Origin of the sequence: Janthinobacterium sp. HH102 (assembly GCF_001758625.2) — a bacterium.
In the GTDB taxonomy this organism is placed as follows: domain Bacteria; phylum Pseudomonadota; class Gammaproteobacteria; order Burkholderiales; family Burkholderiaceae_D; genus Janthinobacterium.
Map to the genome: position 1 here is coordinate 22,316 of NZ_CP062063.1, position 15,171 is coordinate 37,486.

A 15,171-nucleotide genomic window follows, 5' to 3' on the forward strand; every position below is an offset into this window, starting at 1 on the left:
GCTGATGGACAGGGTGTCATACATCACGACGTTCTCGCGCGTCCCTATAAATCAGTTTTGTTGCAGCCCGAACGGTAACCATCAACAATTGCCCCTGAGCGCCGTGCAGCAGCTGGTGTGCGCCGTCGACCTGTACTGGCCCCCGCGGCGGCTGCGTGCGCGCGCCGGGGGCGTCGGCGGGAAGCAGGCCGATGATCAGCTGCAGGAACTGGATGGCGCCGGCCAAGCGCCGGCAGTAGCATGCGCACGTCGTCGACGTGGTGCTGGCCAGTGTGGCGGCCGCGCGCGGCGCGCCGGCGGCGCCAGGGAGGGGCAGGGTGATGATCAGCTGCAGGACCGGGTGGCGCCGGCCAGGCACCGTCCAGCAGCTGGAGCACGCCGTCGACGAGGTGCTGGCCACCGCGGCAGCCGCGTGCGGCGCGTCGGCGGCGCTGGCGCGGTACCGGCCGATGATCAGCTGCAGGAACGTGGTGGCGCCGGCCAGGCGCCGCCAACAGCATGCGCACGCCATCGACGTGGCGTTGGCCACTGCGGCGGCCGCGCACGGCGAACCGGCGATATCTGGACCTTCTCAACGTCCGGGGTTCGTCGTGTGGGCCAAAGGCGCTATTGTGGGCGGAGTATCCAACTGAGGCTTCAATATCCAATAGAGTTCCCAGAGGGGCTGTACGTTAGCTACTCCGTAATCCTGAAGTACTCCTGATTCTGGACGGTCTTCTTCCCACTGTTTGTGCCAGTCACTTTCGCGGATGACAATTACCTTCGATCCGACCTCCGGAAATTGATCCGCAGTGATGTCTATGATTAGTCCATCGTATCGGAGCCAGGCGTGCGAATACGGCTTTCCATCATCCCGGTACTTGTTACCACAAACGTACTCGGCACCTTTGAAGCCTGCCTCATGAAGTATCTGTCCGAGAACCAAACAAGTATCGCCGCAAGCACCCTTTGGAAAAGTTCTCCAAGGCAGTTCGTCCGGTTTACAAGCCTCGATCGCCATACGAACATCGAAAGCGATTTTTACGATTTGGTCGTGCTGTGATCCCAGACACACCATTACGTTCTCCTCAGTCAGAATACTGCCTATCGTGGATCGCAATATCTTGACCTCCTATAACGAGCTTTACTGTAAGCCGATTAATATCGGGTATGTTTTGGAAGGGGCCGCTTGGGTCATACGAACGAATGTTGAGCAGTACCATATTACCGTCGGAATCGGAGTACGTATATTCGTACTTGAGTGCATTAAAGGCTGTCACCCGGCCTCCGCGCATCCCATTGTGCTCAGCAACCTCACAAACCTCCATAAAGCCCTCACAGTCACATGCTTGGTTGATGGCCAAGACCAGTAATGTATAAATGTCTTGTGCACGCACGATATTTTCCGATCATAGAGGTTGAAGAGGGATAGCCCAACCCACGAACGTCGAACGACCTATCGCCGGCGACACGCCGTGTTTCTTGCGGTCGTTGAAGATGAACCAGTCACTGCTCGATGCTCAAGAAGCGAGTCAGGTTCAGCGCGGCAGTAATGCGTCGGGCCATCTCATACCGCTCGGCGTCTGACTGAGTCGGGACGATTGCCGAGTCGGTCTACGATGCTCATTTCCACTGCGTCACCCCGCAGTTGAAACAAGTAGCCAGTTCGCCAGTCCAGCCTGGGCCCGAATGCATTTATCCAGGTACTGGCGGAGTCCTTCGTCGTAAATCCGCGGTCGTATTGAGTCCTTGCTCCGCGTTTTACAAACCAGCGGGCGCGGGGTTCCTGCGGCACTTCGGCAAAACTAAATTGGGAATCGACCATTTCAGTAATTTCCTTGCTCAAGCCACCTGGCGAGCGCGGCCGTAAATTTTGATGAACGAAACACGATCGAACTCTTTGATTTGAGCCTCGGTCGTATCCTTGTCCGGCATCGAACACCCGCACCCAATACCCAGCGACTTTGCCAACATCGGCTCCATGCCGGTATCTGCCTCAGTGATGACCAGGCTGCACAGGGCGACGTCGTCGCGCACATCCAGCCCAGGACACGGCACTGACGCTCCCGGGAAAGCCAGCTGCCCCAGTTCGCACAGCGGCTCCTTGCAGCACAGGCCGTAGTGGTTGCACGGCGCAGAGAAAGCGGGTTTTGGCTGGAGTAGCATGGCTAATCTTTTCCGATTAGGCCAGGGCTTCGCTGCGGATCTGGTCAGCTACCGTCCGAGCCAGGCTGCGCAGAAACTTCGACGCTTCATCATCCCCACGCTTACCCGCCACCAGGTAGGCAGCGCCGTTTCGCTTCAAAAGGCCGTTGGTCGCGCGCTTGAACTTGCGGTAGGCACGGCTTGCGTTCGTTGCACTCATTTGGTTTGTCCTCGCTGGCCAGCACAGTGCTGGCCTTCTCATTGCGTCAGGCCCGTCAATGCGGGCCGTGCGTGCTGCTGTGCGATTTCCGATGACATTTAGCGGCGACGGGTGAGAAGCAAACCTTCAACCAACACGATGCCCATAGCGGCCGCCGCTGGCGCGAGGACAAACACCGCAATCGCTGCCGCTACCCAAGCCGGCAGGTACGCATGCACCAGGATTACGAACAGCATTGGAATGCCTAACCCAACAACAGCGTGCGTGCGCTCGAAGAACGCACAAAATACGTCCAGCACGCCGAAGCAGTATGAGAAAGCTACGTCTACAGTTTTTTCTAACATGATTCTTCCTTGCCGGCGCCGGCCGGTGCGGGGCGCCCAGGGCGCCGGGAATTTTGCAGCGGACGCAGTAGCGCATCTTTTGTCTAAGACTTCACGTTGTAATTGAGCCGCATTGCGCCGCCTGGGCTTGGGAAATGCGTGCTCACCTTGGCCTACTCACCTGTGGCCGAAAGTGGTTTCCTTCCCAATCGGACAAAGAAATTGATAACGTGTGTGCCCGGTTCAACGCCTGGTTCCATTGGTAGCGTTTGTTGATTTGGGAAAAACGGGTCGATGACGTAAAAGGAATTGAAAGCGACGTTCATTGTACCTACGTGTTTATCCAGATCGCTGTTAGCTAGTCCTCCAGATTTTTTTTCGACCTCCTGAAGAAATTCCTTAACGAGTTCGTCTTCTGAAGTGCCAGAAATTATTGCGTTGCGTGCTTTACAGAATTGAACGGTTTCTTCCAGATTTTTCTTCTGGTACATCAAATCACCAATCTTTTTATACATATATCTCCGCTGAGAGCGGCCTTTCAAATTACCGACTACCGGCCGGTTCGGTGGCGCCAAGCCGCGCCGGAATTTTTCTGTCTGCGATTAGCTTTTGAGGTAGACCGTAAGTGCTTCGCGTTGGCGATCATCCAGTTGCTGCCAAAGCTTCGCTGTGGTCGACGTCGATTCCGGCAACCACAACGAGCGATCACAGGCAGCGAACGCGACCAGGATACGTTCGGTCGTTGATACGCTAGAACGCTCTGGGCCAAGCTTCAAGGCCTCGCGGATCGTAACAACAGCGAGCCGGACCGACTGCTCATACGTGAGGGGTTCAATTGGCATTCATCACTACTCCATCGGCTGCCGGCCGGTTGCGGGCGCCACTAGGGCGCTTTTTCCATTCAAATATATCGGCGGTAGCAGTAGAGCACCTTGCCTGTTTCCGTTCTGCCTGCAGGCAGCACTAATATGCCGCGTTTGCGTAAAGTTCTACCTCGCTTGGCACTGACGACCTTAATATAAAACCGGCCGCCGTCTGACGGCAGATCATAAATTTTTCGCTGTGTCGCCACGCTGTTTTCCCCTCGCTGACCAGACACCTCGCCCAGTCCTCTCAATGCCCCATGGCCCGCGGGGTGCTACTGGGCGTTGTCCTCTCAAGCTCAAGCGCGGTAGTGGCCTTCCAGTTTCAGATTCCGGAAGGACCGACGGACGCTTGCAACTATCGGCTTTAAGTTCTCGATCAAAGGGTCCCACCAGGCGATAACTTGCAACGCCGAGTCGGACGAATTAGCCAAGCCGATATCAAGCATCTCGGCAGCAATGCAATCGCGGCGCGGATCGTCGCTTGTGAGTACGTCGTTCGGGCATACCCGACCGTAGAGTGCGATCAGCTTGACTTTATCCTTCTCACGGATGGTTGCCGGATCAATTGGTACGCTAGATTTCATAATCAGTTCTCCTCTATGCGGCAGATTGCGCATCGCGCTGCTCGTATACGATATTGTTTGTCAGGTTGTACTTGATCATCAGATCGACCTTCCGAACTTCTTTGCGGGCAAATTCTTGCATCGTTGCCTCAGACCGTTTTGCCGTAGGATCTAGCGCCAGGCCTGCACGGATATACGCGGTCTCCTGGATAATAGCCAGCAGCTCGTTCAGTTCGCTTTGTACGTGATCAAACATCTGCCGTTTCCTTGATCAGAACAAATAGGCGCGGCCATCACCAGGCAGCGTCCAGTGCGTCGGCTCAAAACCCATCGTGCGGGCAATTTGACGCGCGTGGCCAGGCCCGATGGCGCCGGTCAATTGGTGAGCGCGAACGTCAGCGCCGACGCCTTTAACACGCAACCAGTACACGTCATTCGGGTGACTTGCTGCGAATTTCGCATCGTGCGCCACGATGACTTGGGCCGGAAAGTCGGCTGGTGGGGTCGCGTTGATTATCTGCATGTCTTTTCCTTGAATTAGGCCGCTTGCAGCCAGTGCTCCATTTTAGGGTAGCGAATATCCTCAGCAACCCAAATTCCACGTTTGCACATCCCGGCGTGCGCCAGACCGTTGATACCGATATACTGGTTTGTCTGAAGCATTGACCTGATCTCCGCTCCCGATCCGTTGTACTCCTCGTCCAAGATGATGTTATCCGGCGCCAGACCGATCGCCAAACCGGCCGCCCACGCCCAGGCCGTCGCTTCCGGATCGCTGCACTGAATGGCTGCTCGCTCAAGTGGATGGTCAGGATCTAGGTTCATAGCATTCAGTTCGTCGAACATGCGTTTCATGCCGATGGACAAATTGTCTGACATAAATCCCCGGAATCTCGCCGGCACTATGGCACAGTGGCCGGCCTCGTGCAGCAGCGCCGACGGCGCGCAACTTGGATCGACATGCAAAGCTCCAGACACAATGCGGCAACCGGGTACGAATCCGGACGCGCCGGAAACCTCATGGACTTCCAGTCCAACAGCGAGGAGATGTGTGATTACTGTCTGCAGCATTGATTAGCTCCTTCTTTTTCGCTTGCTTCTGGTCGTTACGGTGCCGCCAGTCTGCGCCGGTCTTTTTCTTGCAGTCCTACGCAGCTTTGCGTCGGGCGATTAATGGTTGTGCCGTATCGATGCCGGCGACGGCTCGGCTGAGCATGTTTGCACGCTCGCGCGCGCGCAACGCATCGAGTTCCCTCGCCAACCGTGCCTGTTCGTTCTTGACCCTCTTTAGCTCGGTGTGCATCGCCTCGACGTTACCCACCCTGGACAGCATCGAGGCCAGCAACAACCATTCGCGGCTGATGGCCCGCTCATGTCGCCAAGCCGGCTGTTCTGCGCGCTTGACTGTCACGTGGCCTGAAAGGACGCGCAAAATGCCTTTGGGTGTTACCTCAACTAGTCCCCACCGCGGAGGCAGCTCGTGCACAGCAATAATGCCTTCTGGAACCATGAAGTAGCGGTAGAGGCCCATGCCCGCTGCACCATCTTGCCGATGGGCTTTGGCGCGATCTGCCAAGTAGTCGCTGCGGCTAACCTTTACCTCCACAACCACGGAGCCTTCATCTTCAGCCGCCGTTCTGAATCCGATGGCATCTGGAATCTCGCCGTTCCAGCCGCCTTTGGCTTCCGAAAAGGCCACTTGGCACGCCGGGCCGCTTCGACCAGGTGCGCGCTGGAGCCAGTTTACGGCCAGGCTGCAAAGGTCTTGATGGGTAAAAGGCATGCTGGTCTTTTCCTATCCCGCCGTGAGTGCAGCTTGGAGCAGCTTGTGCATGTCGGATTCAGCGATGCTCAGCTTCAACCGGCGAGCTTCCGCCAACGCTGCATTTACCATTACCAACGTGACGTTGTATTGCACTTCGGTTTCCCCGCCCGCACCAACTTCCAGCTGCACCATTCCTAAATCAATCTTCATCTATTCCTCTTTACTCATACCATTGAGTGCTTGCAAGGCTTGTTGAAACTGCTCGCCGTCAAGCCGGCCAGCAATTCGTTCCTGAACGACATGTGCGATGTTCTGACCGGCGATGTCAGCCGGAGCTTGAGTATTACGCCAGCGCTCACCAGCATCCCAACGGTTGACGTGCTTTTCACACTCGCTGCATACGCCGGAGGCGACCTCATAATCTACTCTAAGCCACCAACAGCCATTTTCGCATGCGTGATGATCCTGGCAACCGCAGCCGATGCAGTAGGCGACGCCAGGTGCAAGCTTGTAGTTCATGGCCACTTTTCCTTGAATTTAAGACCTACCCAGGAGCCGCGAGAATATCGACGGTTTGGTCTTGCTCCGAACCTCAAACTGCTCCTCGTCAGTGCGTATGTGATGATCCTGCATGGTTCGATATTCCATTGGCCAGGTATTAGCCATCACTCTATCAAATCGGGGATCAGCGCCGCAGTACTGCACCAGTAACGAAAAAAGACTTGGCGTGATCGCGATTGCAGCTTTTGCAGGGGCACTAAAAACCAAAGTATCGTGGACCGCCGCCAATCCTTCGAACAGCGCTCGAATACCCTGCTCGGATACCGGAGTCAGCGCAAGTGGCGATTCATTACAGTGACCATTGATTTCCACCAAGTTCGTCATGGATAATTTCCTTTACTTCAGTGCGCCGATCGGCGCGATGTTTTCCAGCTGCTCGATGCTCAAGAAGCGGGTCAGGTTCAGCGCGGCAGTAATGCGCCGGGCCATCTCATACCGCTCGGCCTCTGACATGCTGTAGCTGTAGGCTGTCGTGGCCACGCCGCCATCATGGTCGCCGAAGCGGATTCCCCAGCCCTTGTAGCCGCTGTTCTGCGTGTACGTGCGTCCTTCAAACATTGCTGCGAATTCCTATTCTTCCGAAGAGAGCTGAATAAGGGTCCAAATGCCACCACTGGGCGCGTTCTCTAATTCGGTTTGGGCGCTGGCCGCTGCTGGGTTGCGGCTCAGCAGATCACGGTAATTTTCATCGTCCCAAATTATGGACTCTTCAAGCGCATGGTCATCAATATTTCGCAGGGAGAAGTCCATCGCGCCTTTAGCCTCCAGATTGGAGTGATATGCAAGAAAGGCACCCATCGCAGTAGGTTGCAGGCGTGCCAGCGGCCGCGAACCTATGATGACTGCCTCTACGCACTCATTGGTGGCGGCGCAATACAGATGGAGACTGATACTCATACGACTATTTTCCCGGGCGTTACGCTGCGACGGCAGCTGGTTGTGAGTCGGCCGGTTTGGCGGCACGATCTTGCTGCACGTACTGGCCCAGTAACTTGAGCACGGCCTTCAGACTGGTTTCACGGCTCTCGAAAAAGCAGTTGTCGTTGCGCTTGATTGCGTCAGCGATATTGGTGGCATGGAAGACCAAAGCGTCAGCGGCATCCTCGGCTTCCATCATTCCTGTGATTTGTGTATACATGGTTTATTCCTTTATGCGCCGATCAACGATTTACCGGTCATCGGGTCGAACTTCGACGGTGGATTAAAGTTGGCGTCGATTTCGTACACGATCAACACGTCTGCACTTTCAGCCACCCTGGAGAAATAACGGAACTGACCACCGTTTTTTTCATCCCAGTTCCAGTCGTGGACGTAATCCTCCAGGAAGACGTTTTTGGCATGCGTTAAAACCTGATCCTCATTGAATGAGGCTTCATTAATGATGGTGGCAACACGGATCGGTCGAACGGCTAGCAGAACAGCGGGCCCACCAGCCTTAACGTCACGCAGAATTTCATACTTCAACGCTTTAAGCATGCTTCATTTCCTTCACGCGGACACAGCTGCTTTGTCGCGGTAGCCGGCGATGGTACGTTCTTCCCAGGCCTTCCACTGTGCGGACTCAGTATTGCGTTCGAACCCGCCACCCAAAAAGCCCTTACGGCCACATGCTGGGCATGTATCGAATGGCGCGGGAGAGTCCTCCATCGAGCGACACTCACTGGCCTGGCACTGGTAGCGCGGCCCCGAGCGCAGCGCTAATTCGAGTTGCAACTCGCCGGTTGCAACGTCTTTCAATGGTCGTTGTAAACTCACGTTCATATCCTTTGATCAGTCAGCAACGTTGGCTTCGTGCTCGAAGTCGAAACCCATTCCCCAAGTGCGACTGTCATTCGAGCCCCGCTCGTAAGGGTTTTGGTCGCGCTTCTTTCCTGTGTTGCAGGCAGTGCACCCTTCCTGGTACTGCGGTGAACCGATTGCAAAGATCGCAGCGGCTATTTTTTTCCCAAGATCAGCACGTGCCTTCATATCAGTAGTTGCAGGCCCAAGCAAATCACGCGGAGGCGTCGTCAATTTAATCGCAACGTTGACAGCTTTCTGGAGTGCTACCAGTTCTTTCTCGTTTGTTGCAGAGTTCAACGGCCACTGTTTGATGATTGCGTCGCCCACGTACTGGAGCACGGCTTCACCGTTCTCGTGGCGATACATCACGCCGTCAAACTCAAAGGCCAGCGTGGTATAGGGCGTCGCCTCACCCTGGCTGTTATCCACCACGCGCAAGGCATGCGTTGGGTGATTCGGCCAGTGCTTCACCGGGCAAGGGGATAGCGTGTCTTTTGGATAGCCTTCAGCGTCCAGTGGAGCGGCTTCGTTCGATTGATTCATGCGTTCTTTTCCTACCAGGTGGGATTGTTGTATGGCTCGCGTTCGACGCTGCCTGGCAGCTGCACTTTGTACGGGACCTTTTTTTCATCCAGCTTCGCCTGTACCGCTGGCCACTGTAGATCGGACAGCAGGCATTCGAACACATGCTCTTGGCCGGGTGTCGGGCCGCCGGCTCCAAGCAGGTCATCCCATTCATGGTCCATAGCAGTGGCATATGGCATTTCTAATGCGATTAGCGACATAATTTTTCCTTGTATTAGTTGCCAAGCCAAACGCGGTTGGCGTCGGCCCAGTCATAAACCGTCTCAAGCCAGGCGTTCAACATCTCAACGGCTTCGACACCGTTCTCCAAGTCGCTGGCAAGTGTCGCGACCGTGCACTCTTCCATCATCTCTACAGCATCGACGAAATCATAGTTGCAGTCAGGATCGCTGCAATCAAACATAAGCGCGGGGATATGACTGCGCAACAGCTTTGCAATTCGATTTGCCTTCAACGCGATAACTGTCGGATCTTCGCTGGATTGGTCCTCGCGGAGGATTGCTTTGATATCGACCTTGCGAGACCAAATCGGCTTTCCTGCTGCGCGTAGAGCAGAAGCTGCTTGATGGTTCGATACAATAGATTCTACGGTTCGTGGCATGCTCTTTTCCAGTATCAATTCAGTTCGACGGCCGGATCAGTTGCCCGGAGTTTTTCCAGCACCTGCTGGTAATTAGGATGAAGATCTGGCCAGCCGGTTCCAGGGCGCAGCGCAGATGCGTCCAAACGGCCCAAAGCGACCGCTAGGCGCACGCCAGGGTGACGATGGCCTACGGTTGCCATCCAGCCCGCACATGCGATCTCGGCGCCATCCTTGGACTGATGGCAGGCGAACATGCTCGCACCGAAGTTTGGTCCCATGTTGCGGGTATCCGGACAACAGTTCGCAAGAATTTCTGCCAAACTTAAATCAAAATTCGGTATGTCTGTCGCGTCCTGGTTGACGCGCCAGGGGCACGATGGACAAGGTTTAGCGAGAGTTGTCAGCGTACAAGACGACATAGCGTTGTCCTCGGCGTTTAGTGTTGATCAGTCTTCTCGAAAACGGCTTCGAAAATACGCTGGTTCGGCAGTGGGCTGAGCGACAAGCTGCCGTTTGGCGAAAGTTCGGCCGCGCGTTGAAGCAGTTGTAGTAGCTGGGCGTTTCCCAGCTCGACGCCGAAGGCCTGCCCGCCCAATTCAACGGCAAAAAACACCTTCGTGAATTTATGATCTGCCATGGTTTTCCTAAATCGTTTATACCGTTTCCGTCTCCGCGAAAAAGCGGCGGGAATTTCCTTGAGTTCAGTCTTCGTGTGCTTCTGCTAAAGGGCGCCAGTCGCAGGCTGCGCCTTCGTCGTCAGTTCCAGGCACGATCAAGCTTCGCGGGTTCTTCTTCCACAAGGCTTTAGCTATCTCCAATGCTTGCTCCGGTGTTTCGGCATCTACCATCGTTTCTGCCTTCATCGGCACCATGCAATAACCACTGACTAGGTATTTCATCTTTTCCCTTTAAACCAATTCAACGACGACGCCGGCAGCAGTAACCGCTTCCAACGTTGGAAAGAAGCTGGCCTCATGGATGACAAAACCGTCCGCATCAATCACATCGACGCCGGTATGGCCACGTTCAACAACGCGACAACTCAAGCCGGAGCCAGGAGCGTCGGTACGACGGGTTTTACCATCCCAATCCACGAAAAATCCTTTTGTCTTTTGCACGGTCAGTTCCTTTGCATTCGGGCCAAAGCCACATAAGCGTTCAGTTTCGCCTCAATCATTTTTGCCTTCGCTGACTTGCGCACGATCCGCTTAGACTCCTGGCCACAGCACCGGCATTTCCACACAGGACGGCTTACGATTTCTCCATCTACTTCGTCATAAGCATTCGTCTTGTCTGCAAGATCACCGCCGCAGATCGGGTTTTTGCACAGGCGGACGTGAGCGCGTGGCATGAACATTTTCCCTTATCAGGTTGCGACCGCAACTTCGGTAGCGGCAACTGGAAAGTTGTGTTCATGCGTCCAGCCGTTCGCGCAGCTACGGCACGTACCGCGCTGCGTTTCTACGTCCGTAAACATCGGAGCATTGCAGGGTTCCGTTACCCAGTCCTGGCCTACTTCGACGGAAACGCCGGTCCCCATGTTGAAGCTTTTGCGCGTCACCAGTTTGCGACGCATTTGAGTGCAAAAACTCACTGTGATTCCCCTTGATTTATAGCGCAAATATTGCGCTTCCATGTTTAAAAGTATAAACCTTTAAACGTGTATGTCAAGCGGTATTTCTACGCGGTGCATATGCCGTTAGAATCGTTTCCTCCGCGCTCCGAAAGCGTCGTAGCGTGTTGCTGACTGACTGGGGGAGAAGGCCGAACTCTCGGGCTGCATCTGCCGGAGTAATGCCGTCTACGAGCACCCGACGCGCAGCACTTTTAGTTGGCTCACGCGAGCTAATCAGAACCGCAATTGCATCGAATTGTGCTGCCTTCATCAAAACACCCCCGCAGCGATCGCACCAAGGCGCACAGGATCGGCGTCGATCAAATTCTTCGTGGACCGTAGAGTCTTCAAACCCAGCAGGACCTTGATGCTCTTGAGGTCATAGCCCTTGTTATGCAGGCGCACGGCAAACGTTCTGCGAGCGCTGGTGGCACTTGCCCCATTGACTCCCGCTTGCATGTGCAGCTTGCGAAAGAGCTGGCTCAGTGAGTCGCATGAATAGCTGATGGTGCCCGCTGACGTCTTGCGCTTCGTGAGCTTGTACGGCTCCCCTTCATCTGTCAAAAAAACAGGACTATCAGGGTCAAGACCTCTGTATGCACCCTTGCGAGTCGTCACCATCTGGCGGTTCTCAATGCGGTAGGCAAGGTACTCATCCAATGCGGCGATCAGTTCCTTGTTTGACCAAAATACGGGCCGGCTCGTACCGTTGTAAGCGACGTCTTCGCTGACATAGGATTCATCCAGTACATCGCCATTCACGCTCAGGTAAGCTTTAATCGGCAACCGGGCAATTTCTTGCAGCGTCATGCCGGTGCCGTATAACGTGCGCAGCATAGGAACGTTGCGCACTGGAAGCTCTCCACTGACGGCGGCGATTTTCAGCATTTTTTTCAGATCGTGATCTTCAACGTAGGGGGTTTTTGCCATTACATTTAAAGCCATATTGTGCGGTATTCAGAGTTAATTATGGAAAGAATACGCTGAATACCCGCCACAGGCAAGGCGCGGAGCCAAGTCCTCGGAAAAGCCGGAACTCAATGAAAGTCCCGGCTGCGCGTGCTCAATTCGCCCAGCATGTGCGTCAGGTCGACCAAGCGCTTTGCCACCAAGTGGGTCACGCCATTCTTGGATTGCCACTGACCATAGACGGCCAGTAGCCGGGCGCCCATCACCTCGCGCCGCTGCTGTTCGACCAGCGACGGCCAGACGATCACGTTGACGTTGCCGGTCTCGTCCTCCAGGGTGATGAACACAGTGCCGTTAGCGGTCGACGGACGCTGGCGCACCGTCACTAGGCCGCAGCCGCGCGCCAGGCGCGCGTCGTCGTAGTGGTGCAGGACGTCGGCCGTCATCAGGCGCATCGCGTGCAGGCGCTCGCGCAAGTAGCTCAGCGGGTGTCGCCCGAGCGTCAGTCCGAGGTTCTGGTAGTCGGCCAGCGTGTTTTCGCTGTCGGTGGGCGCCGCCAGTTCCAGCTCCGTTTCGGCGATCGCGGCCTCGCGCAGCAAGCCCCGGTCGGGAGCGCTGCCAGCGGCGACCCACATCGCCTGGCGCCGATTGCCCGTGAGCGCGGCCAGCGCGTCGGCGGCCGCCAGCAGTTTGAGAAGTTCCTCGTCGAGTGCCGCGCGCACGCCGAGGTCGTGCACGCTGGCGAACGGGCTGGCCGCGCGCGCCTCCTCGACCCGCCAGGCGGCTTCGCGCTGCATGCCCCGGATGGTGTTGAAGCCGAGCCGCACCCCGCGCACGCCAGGATGCGTGGTTTCCAGCACCGCCTCCCAGGCGCTGACCATGACGTCTGCGCCTAGCACCACCACGCCGTGGCGCCGCGCGTCCTGCACCAGTTGCGACGGTGAATAGAACCCCATCGGCTGGCTGTTGAGGAGGGCGGCGAGGAACGCCGCCGGCTCGTGCCGCTTGAGCCAGCTGGACGCGTACGCTAGCAGCGCGAAGCTGGCCGCGTGCGATTCCGGAAAGCCGTATTCGGCGAAGCCCCGTATCTGCGCCACGATGCCGGCGGCGAACTCCGCCGTGTACCCCCGCTCCGCCATGCCGCTCATCAGCTTGGCTTCGAAATGCTCCAGGCCGCCCTTGCGCTTCCACGCCGCCATCGCGCGGCGCAGCTGGTCCGCCTCGCCGGGCGTGAAGCCGGCCGCCACCATCGCAATCTGCATTACCTGTTCCTGGAAGATAGGAATTCCCAAGGTGCGCGCCAAGACGCATTCCATTTCCTTGCTGGGATAGACCACCGGGTCGACGCCCTCGCGCCGGCGTAGGTACGGGTGGATCATGCCTCCCTGGATCGGCCCGGGCCGGATGATAGCTACCTCGATCACCAGGTCGTAGAAGGTGCGCGGCTTCATGCGCGGCAGCATGGCCATCTGCGCGCGGCTCTCGATCTGGAACACGCCGACGGTGTCGCCCTTGCTGATCATGTCGTAGGTCGCCGCGTCCTCGGCCGGGATGTCCTTCAGTTCGAAGCGTTCACCCCGCTCGGTGCTGACGATTTCCAACGTCCGCTGGATGGCGCTTAGCATGCCCAACGCGAGCACGTCGACCTTGAGCAGTCCCACCGCGTCGATGTCGTCCTTGTCCCACTGGATGATGGTGCGGTTCTCCATGCTGGCGTTTTCCACCGGCACCAGGCGCGACAGCTTCGAGCGCGCCAGCACGAAGCCGCCGGGGTGCTGCGACATGTGGCGCGGGAAGGACATCATGTGCTCGGCGAGCGCGCCCCATTTTTGCGCCACTTGCGAGTCCGGATCGAAGCCGCAGCTCACCATCCGGTCGCGCAGGTCGGCCTGCCCGCTCCAGCTGCTGCCGGCGCCGGCGACCTTGTCGACGATCGACAGGTCCACGCCGAGCGCGCGGCCGACGTCGCGCAGCACGCTCTTCGGCCGGTAGGAGGTGACCACCGCCGTTAGCGCGGCGCGGGTGCGGCCGTACTTCGCGTACAGGTACTGGATCACCTCCTCGCGTCGCTGGTGCTCGAAATCGACGTCGATGTCGGGCGGCTCGTCGCGCTCTTTGGAGATGAAACGCTCGAACAGCATGGTGCCGCGCGACGGGTCGACCTCGGTCACGCCGAGGCAATAGCACACGGCCGAGTTGGCGGCGGAGCCGCGCCCCTGACACAAGATGTTGTTCGATCTGGCGAAGCGCACGATGTCGTACACGGTCAGAAAATAATTTTCGTACGCCATCTCGGCGATCAGCGACAGCTCCTTTTCAAGAAGGTCTTGCACGGTGTCAGGAATCCCGGCGGGAAAGCGCCAGTGGGCGCCGAGGTAGGCCTGCGCACGTAGGTAGGAAGTGGCCGTTTCACCCTCCGGTACGATCTCCTGCGGATATTCGTACTTCAGTTCGTCGAGGCTGAAGTTGCATAGATCGGCTAGGCGCACAGACTCGCGCAGCGCCGCCGGCGCGTAAAGGTTGGCAAGGCGCAGGCGCTGGCGCAGGTGCTGCTCGGCGTTGGGCGCCAGCAGCCGGCCGCACTGGTCCACGGGAAGGCCATGGCGGATTGCCGTCATGGTGTCCTGCACCGGCTTGAATGAGCGCACGTGCATGACCACGTCGCCAGTGGCCACGATCGGCAGACCGTACTGCGCGGCGATCTGTTCGACCGCGTCGCGGTGCTCGTCGTCGGTCGCGCAGAAATGCAGCGTCATGGCGATGCGCGCGCGGCCGGCGGCGCAGTGCAACAGCCAGGCAGCTTGTGGTTCAAGTTCGACCACGCCGGCGCCGTAGCGCGGCAGCAGCACCAGCTGGCAGCCTGGCATGCCGCGCAGCGCGGCCAGATCCGGCGGCGGCGCCGCGATGTCGTTGGGCCGCAACAGGTACTCCCCCTTGGGCGCGCGCATGCGCGCCACTGTGATCAGCTCGCACAAATTGCCGTAGCCATCCTTGTTCATGGCCAGGATCAGCAGCGCGAACGGCGCGCTGCCGTCGGCCGGCGTCACTGTCATCTGACTGCCGATCACCAGTTTCAGTCCGGCCGCCTTGGCGGCCATGTGCGCCTTGACCGCGCCCGCCATAGTGCACTCGTCGGCCACCGCCAGCGCGCTGTAGCCCAGTTCCTTGGCGCGGTCGACCAGCTGCTCCGGCGACGATGCGCCGCGCAGAAAGGTGTAGTGGCTTACGCACTGCAATTCCGCGTAGGCTGGTAAGATCGTCGGGGAATCCATGGC

Annotated in this window: 28 protein-coding genes; all 28 read right to left on the reverse strand. The window is 57.5% G+C overall.

The features are described 5' to 3' along the window. Positions 1–16: 16 nt before the first annotated feature. On the reverse strand, positions 17–529 hold the full coding sequence (locus JAB4_RS28780; RefSeq protein ID WP_193725223.1) for a hypothetical protein: 513 nt from the start codon (positions 527–529) through the stop codon (positions 17–19). Between the two features lie 538 nt (positions 530–1,067). Beyond that, a complete protein-coding gene (locus JAB4_RS28785; RefSeq protein WP_070221291.1) occupies positions 1,068–1,376 on the reverse strand; it encodes a hypothetical protein in 309 nt (102 codons plus the stop codon). A gap of 445 nt (positions 1,377–1,821) precedes the next feature. Beyond that, positions 1,822–2,145, reverse strand: coding sequence for a hypothetical protein (locus JAB4_RS28790; protein ID WP_070221290.1), 324 nt, complete (start codon positions 2,143–2,145; stop codon positions 1,822–1,824). A 16-nt stretch (positions 2,146–2,161) separates the two neighbouring features. Continuing rightward, positions 2,162–2,344 carry a hypothetical protein gene (locus JAB4_RS28795; RefSeq protein ID WP_070221289.1) on the reverse strand — a complete coding sequence of 61 codons (183 nt, stop codon included), beginning with the start codon at positions 2,342–2,344 and terminating at the stop codon, positions 2,162–2,164. 98 nt (positions 2,345–2,442) lie between these two features. After that, positions 2,443–2,688, reverse strand: a complete 246-nt coding sequence (locus tag JAB4_RS28800; protein WP_070221288.1) for a hypothetical protein — start codon at positions 2,686–2,688, stop codon at positions 2,443–2,445. A 152-nt stretch (positions 2,689–2,840) separates the two neighbouring features. Further along, complete coding sequence (locus tag JAB4_RS28805) at positions 2,841–3,182, reverse strand: hypothetical protein (RefSeq protein ID WP_070300541.1); 342 nt, start codon at positions 3,180–3,182, stop codon at positions 2,841–2,843. An 87-nt stretch (positions 3,183–3,269) separates the two neighbouring features. Beyond that, positions 3,270–3,509 carry a hypothetical protein gene (locus JAB4_RS28810; RefSeq protein WP_070221287.1) on the reverse strand — a complete coding sequence of 80 codons (240 nt, stop codon included), beginning with the start codon at positions 3,507–3,509 and terminating at the stop codon, positions 3,270–3,272. 320 nt (positions 3,510–3,829) lie between these two features. Beyond that, positions 3,830–4,117, reverse strand: a complete 288-nt coding sequence (locus tag JAB4_RS28815) for a hypothetical protein (protein ID WP_070221286.1) — start codon at positions 4,115–4,117, stop codon at positions 3,830–3,832. Positions 4,118–4,130: 13 nt separating this feature from the next. Beyond that, a complete protein-coding gene (locus JAB4_RS28820; RefSeq protein ID WP_070221284.1) occupies positions 4,131–4,352 on the reverse strand; it encodes a hypothetical protein in 222 nt (73 codons plus the stop codon). Between the two features lie 15 nt (positions 4,353–4,367). Next, on the reverse strand, positions 4,368–4,619 hold the full coding sequence (locus JAB4_RS28825) for a hypothetical protein (RefSeq protein WP_070221282.1): 252 nt from the start codon (positions 4,617–4,619) through the stop codon (positions 4,368–4,370). A 14-nt stretch (positions 4,620–4,633) separates the two neighbouring features. After that, complete coding sequence (locus JAB4_RS28830) at positions 4,634–5,167, reverse strand: hypothetical protein (protein WP_070221280.1); 534 nt, start codon at positions 5,165–5,167, stop codon at positions 4,634–4,636. Positions 5,168–5,243: 76 nt separating this feature from the next. Beyond that, positions 5,244–5,879 carry a hypothetical protein gene (locus JAB4_RS28835; RefSeq protein ID WP_070221277.1) on the reverse strand — a complete coding sequence of 212 codons (636 nt, stop codon included), beginning with the start codon at positions 5,877–5,879 and terminating at the stop codon, positions 5,244–5,246. A gap of 12 nt (positions 5,880–5,891) precedes the next feature. Then, positions 5,892–6,071: a hypothetical protein gene (locus JAB4_RS28840; RefSeq protein ID WP_070221275.1), complete on the reverse strand. Its 180-nt coding sequence runs from the start codon at positions 6,069–6,071 to the stop codon at positions 5,892–5,894. After that, positions 6,072–6,380, reverse strand: a complete 309-nt coding sequence (locus JAB4_RS28845; RefSeq protein ID WP_083287400.1) for a hypothetical protein — start codon at positions 6,378–6,380, stop codon at positions 6,072–6,074. It abuts the gene before it with no gap. A gap of 18 nt (positions 6,381–6,398) precedes the next feature. Further along, on the reverse strand, positions 6,399–6,746 hold the full coding sequence (locus JAB4_RS28850) for a hypothetical protein (protein ID WP_076572342.1): 348 nt from the start codon (positions 6,744–6,746) through the stop codon (positions 6,399–6,401). Between the two features lie 12 nt (positions 6,747–6,758). Then, on the reverse strand, positions 6,759–6,980 hold the full coding sequence (locus JAB4_RS28855) for a hypothetical protein (protein WP_070221270.1): 222 nt from the start codon (positions 6,978–6,980) through the stop codon (positions 6,759–6,761). Positions 6,981–6,992: 12 nt separating this feature from the next. Beyond that, positions 6,993–7,319 carry a hypothetical protein gene (locus tag JAB4_RS28860; protein WP_070221267.1) on the reverse strand — a complete coding sequence of 109 codons (327 nt, stop codon included), beginning with the start codon at positions 7,317–7,319 and terminating at the stop codon, positions 6,993–6,995. Positions 7,320–7,338: 19 nt separating this feature from the next. Then, on the reverse strand, positions 7,339–7,560 hold the full coding sequence (locus tag JAB4_RS28865) for a hypothetical protein (protein WP_070308526.1): 222 nt from the start codon (positions 7,558–7,560) through the stop codon (positions 7,339–7,341). Between the two features lie 11 nt (positions 7,561–7,571). After that, the gene (locus JAB4_RS28870) at positions 7,572–7,898 is read right to left on the reverse strand and encodes a hypothetical protein (RefSeq protein WP_070221263.1); all 327 of its coding nucleotides are present in this window, start codon (positions 7,896–7,898) and stop codon (positions 7,572–7,574) included. 294 nt (positions 7,899–8,192) lie between these two features. Continuing rightward, positions 8,193–8,747 (reverse strand): hypothetical protein, encoded by a 555-nt coding sequence (locus tag JAB4_RS28875; RefSeq protein WP_070221261.1) that lies wholly within the window; start codon positions 8,745–8,747, stop codon positions 8,193–8,195. Between the two features lie 11 nt (positions 8,748–8,758). After that, positions 8,759–8,989 (reverse strand): hypothetical protein, encoded by a 231-nt coding sequence (locus JAB4_RS28880; protein ID WP_070221259.1) that lies wholly within the window; start codon positions 8,987–8,989, stop codon positions 8,759–8,761. Positions 8,990–9,003: 14 nt separating this feature from the next. Next, positions 9,004–9,390: a hypothetical protein gene (locus JAB4_RS28885; protein ID WP_070308525.1), complete on the reverse strand. Its 387-nt coding sequence runs from the start codon at positions 9,388–9,390 to the stop codon at positions 9,004–9,006. Positions 9,391–9,404: 14 nt separating this feature from the next. Then, complete coding sequence (locus JAB4_RS30845) at positions 9,405–9,791, reverse strand: DUF6283 family protein (protein ID WP_227742194.1); 387 nt, start codon at positions 9,789–9,791, stop codon at positions 9,405–9,407. A gap of 17 nt (positions 9,792–9,808) precedes the next feature. Further along, on the reverse strand, positions 9,809–10,009 hold the full coding sequence (locus tag JAB4_RS28895; protein WP_070221253.1) for a hypothetical protein: 201 nt from the start codon (positions 10,007–10,009) through the stop codon (positions 9,809–9,811). A 64-nt stretch (positions 10,010–10,073) separates the two neighbouring features. Then, complete coding sequence (locus tag JAB4_RS28900; protein WP_139143818.1) at positions 10,074–10,271, reverse strand: hypothetical protein; 198 nt, start codon at positions 10,269–10,271, stop codon at positions 10,074–10,076. 9 nt (positions 10,272–10,280) lie between these two features. Further along, positions 10,281–10,490 (reverse strand): hypothetical protein, encoded by a 210-nt coding sequence (locus JAB4_RS28905; RefSeq protein ID WP_071650196.1) that lies wholly within the window; start codon positions 10,488–10,490, stop codon positions 10,281–10,283. Between the two features lie 767 nt (positions 10,491–11,257). Further along, positions 11,258–11,917, reverse strand: coding sequence for a site-specific integrase (locus tag JAB4_RS28910; RefSeq protein WP_070221249.1), 660 nt, complete (start codon positions 11,915–11,917; stop codon positions 11,258–11,260). Positions 11,918–12,024: 107 nt separating this feature from the next. Further along, positions 12,025–15,168, reverse strand: a complete 3,144-nt coding sequence (locus tag JAB4_RS28915) for an error-prone DNA polymerase (protein ID WP_070221247.1) — start codon at positions 15,166–15,168, stop codon at positions 12,025–12,027. Positions 15,169–15,171 lie beyond the last annotated feature (3 nt).